A 2,918-nucleotide genomic window follows, 5' to 3' on the forward strand; every position below is an offset into this window, starting at 1 on the left:
GGGTAGTGCTTCATCACCATCTGTCAGGGACTCCTGATCTCCCCAGACCATCACGATCCAAGGCTCAAGTGTCCAGGACCAGGGGGCAACTCCCCATCACGGCGGACGGGATTGAATTGCACAACATCGCGGCGACCGCCGTTACTCGGTACCGGCGCCGCAGCAGAATCCCCACCCCCTGGGCAACAACGGAAACAGCCTGACGAAGAAACCGTGGAGAGCCCGTTGCGTTGAGAGGCGCACGGCGGGTTCGGCGAGCGGCCCGCAGAAACGGGCCGGTGGCAACACCGGAACCGCGCTGCGGGCCGACTCGACTTCAGGCTCACCTGGCTGAGGTGTATGGCGCCGAGGTGTCGCGGCAGACGATCTCGACGATCACGGACAAGGTCGTCGAGGGCATGACCGAGTGGCAGAACAGGCCCCTGGACTCGGTCTACCCGGTGATCTTCCTGAACGCGGTGCACGTGAAGATCCGCGACGGGAAGGTCGCCAACCGGCCCATCTACCTGGCCCTGGCCGTCACCGTGGAGGGAACCCGGGACATCCTCGGCCTGTGGGCCGGCGACGGCGGCGAAGGCGCCAAGTTTTGGCTGCAGGTCCTCACCGAGTTGAAGAGCCGGGGCGTCGCCGACGCGTGCATGGTGGTCTGCGACGGGCTCAAGGGCCTACCCGACGCGATCGCCGAGGTGTGGCCGGAAGCGGTCGTGCAGACCTGCGTGATCCACCTGCTGCGAGCCTCGTTCCGGTATGCCGGCCGGCAGCACTGGGATGCCATCGCCAAAGCCCTGCGGCCGGTCTACACCGCTGCGGTGATGTCTCACAAACCGGAGCCGGTGGCGGTCGATCGGCCTGGTTCGTGGCCCGGAATCGCGGTTGCCGACCCAGATCACTCCGTTACGGGCAGGCACTCGGCGAGCAGGTCGACGACGTCGCGCCAGGCTCGCTGCGCGTGCCGTGGGTGGTAGCCGACGCCGGGGACCGTGGGGTGGTCGACCGGCGGGTGGTGGAAGGCGTGCAAGGCGCCGCCGTAGACCACGAGGCGCCAGTCGACGCCCGCGGCCTGCATCTCGGCGGTGAACGCGTCCCGTTGCGCGGGTGGCATGATCGGGTCTTCCGACCCGACCCCGGCCCACACCGGGCAGCGAATGCGCGCCGCCTCGCCCGGTCGGCCCGTGATCAGTCCGTTGACTGTCCCGATCGCGCGCAGGTTGACGCCGTCGCGCCCGAGTTCAAGCACGATTGCGCCCCCGGTGCCGTAGCCGACGGCGGCGATCCGGTCGGGGTCGGTCCGCGGTTCGGCGCGCAACACGTCGAGCGCCGCGTGGCCGATGCCCCGCATCCGGTCGGGGTCGGCGAGCAGCGGCATGCAACGGGCCAGCATCTCCTCGGGGTCGCCCAAATAGCGCCCGCCGTGAAGGTCGAAGGCCAGCGCTACGTATCCCAGCTCGGCGAGAGCATCGGCCCGGCGGCGCTCGACGTCGCTGAGCCCCATGCCCTCTGTCCGAGCAGCACCGCGGGCCGGCGGTCGACACCGGCCGGGAGCGCGAGGTGCCCGATCATCGTCAAACCGTCGGCCGGATACTCGACCGTACGCGTTGTAACCGTCGTCATGAGACTAGACTGTAGCGACCATCGAGCCCGGTCGGACCGGTTTTCGCCGCTGGCAGAACAGTGCTGTGCTTGGCATCTGCCGCGGGCAGGCCGGCATCGCTCCGACGGTCTGTCGTACAGCCATCCGTACAGCCAAGACCTTCCGCCGACGCCGACGCCGACGCCGCCCGACAACGACGGACGGGCTGATCAGGCGCGGAGTCACCTGACCAGCCATCCGCGATCTTCTTCTAACCCCGAGGCCCTAGCTCAGTCGAGCAGTCCCGGAACCCGCTCGTGAAGCTGGGCTATCACCCGCGACAGCCCGGCGTTTAAGAACGCCTAACAGAATGATCTAGGATCGCATGTCCTCGATGGACGATCGGCTATAGTGCTCGGCCGTGAGGAGGGGTGAGCAGCCGCCGTGGATCGTCTCGGACGACCTGTGGGCCGAGATCGAGCCGCTGCTGCCGCCCCGTCCGCCGCGCAGGCACCGGTTCCCGGGCCGTAAGCCCCTCGATGACCGCAAGGTGTTGTGCGGGATCTTGTTCGTGCTCTACACGGCGATCCCGTGGGAGTACCTGCCTCAGGAGCTTGGCTTTGGGTCGGGGATGACCTGTTGGCGCCGGTTGCGGGACTGGAACGACGCCGGCGTGTGGCAGCGACTGCACGAAGTGCTGCTGGGTAAACTCCGGGCCGCCGGGCAGCTGGACATGTCCCGGACGGTGATCGACGGCTCCCACGTCCGGGCGCTCAAGGGTGGCCCAAAACCGGTCCGAGCCCGGTCGACCGCCGCCGTCCGGGCTCGAAACACCACGTCATCACCGATGCGGGAGGCATCCCCCTCGCCGTCAGCCTGACCGGCGGCAACCGCCACGACGTCACCCAACTGATACCCCTGGTCGACAAGATCCCGCCGATCAGGGGCATCCGCGGACGGCCCCGGCAGAGACCGAAGCGGATCTACGCAGACCGTGGCTACGACTATGACTGCTACCGCCGCGACCTGCGGGCCAAGGGCATCACCCCGGTCATCGCCCGACGCGGCGTCGCCCACGGCTCCGGCCTCGGCGCCCGACGCTGGGTCGTCGAGCAGACCATCGCCCTGATGCACTGGTTCCGCCGCCTGCGCATCCGCTGGGAGATCCGCGACGACATCCACGAAGCATTCCTCAGCCTCGCCAGCGCCATCATCTGCTGGCGCCGACTCCAACGCTCAAAGAGTTAGGAGCTCTAAGAGGGCATCTTGATCATGTGGGTGATGGTGCGTCTGTTTTGGGTTGATCGTCGCGCCAGGATGGTGTCGCTTCGCGGGTGAGGCGCCGGCT

1 protein-coding gene and 2 pseudogenes are annotated in these 2,918 nt (G+C 68.0%); 2 read left to right on the forward strand and 1 reads right to left on the reverse strand.

All coding sequences use genetic code 11. From position 1 onward, the window contains the following. Nucleotides 1–314: 314 nt before the first annotated feature. Nucleotides 315–806 (forward strand): annotated as a pseudogene (locus AB0I11_RS34260) (transposase); the annotation flags it as partial. Between the two features lie 80 nt (nucleotides 807–886). Here the strand turns inward: AB0I11_RS34260 and AB0I11_RS34265 are convergent. Beyond that, a pseudogene (locus AB0I11_RS34265) lies at nucleotides 887–1,611 on the reverse strand (dienelactone hydrolase family protein). A gap of 407 nt (nucleotides 1,612–2,018) precedes the next feature. On the opposite strand from AB0I11_RS34265, the gene AB0I11_RS34270 reads away from it, so the two are divergent. After that, a protein-coding gene (locus tag AB0I11_RS34270) for an IS5 family transposase (protein WP_357330081.1) occupies nucleotides 2,019–2,818 on the forward strand; the annotation gives its coding sequence in 2 pieces (ribosomal slippage) (nucleotides 2,019–2,355 and nucleotides 2,355–2,818; 801 coding nt in all). Nucleotides 2,819–2,918 lie beyond the last annotated feature (100 nt).

The organism is Micromonospora sp. NPDC050495, assembly GCF_040655175.1.
Taxonomy (GTDB): Bacteria; Actinomycetota; Actinomycetes; order Mycobacteriales; family Micromonosporaceae; genus Micromonospora.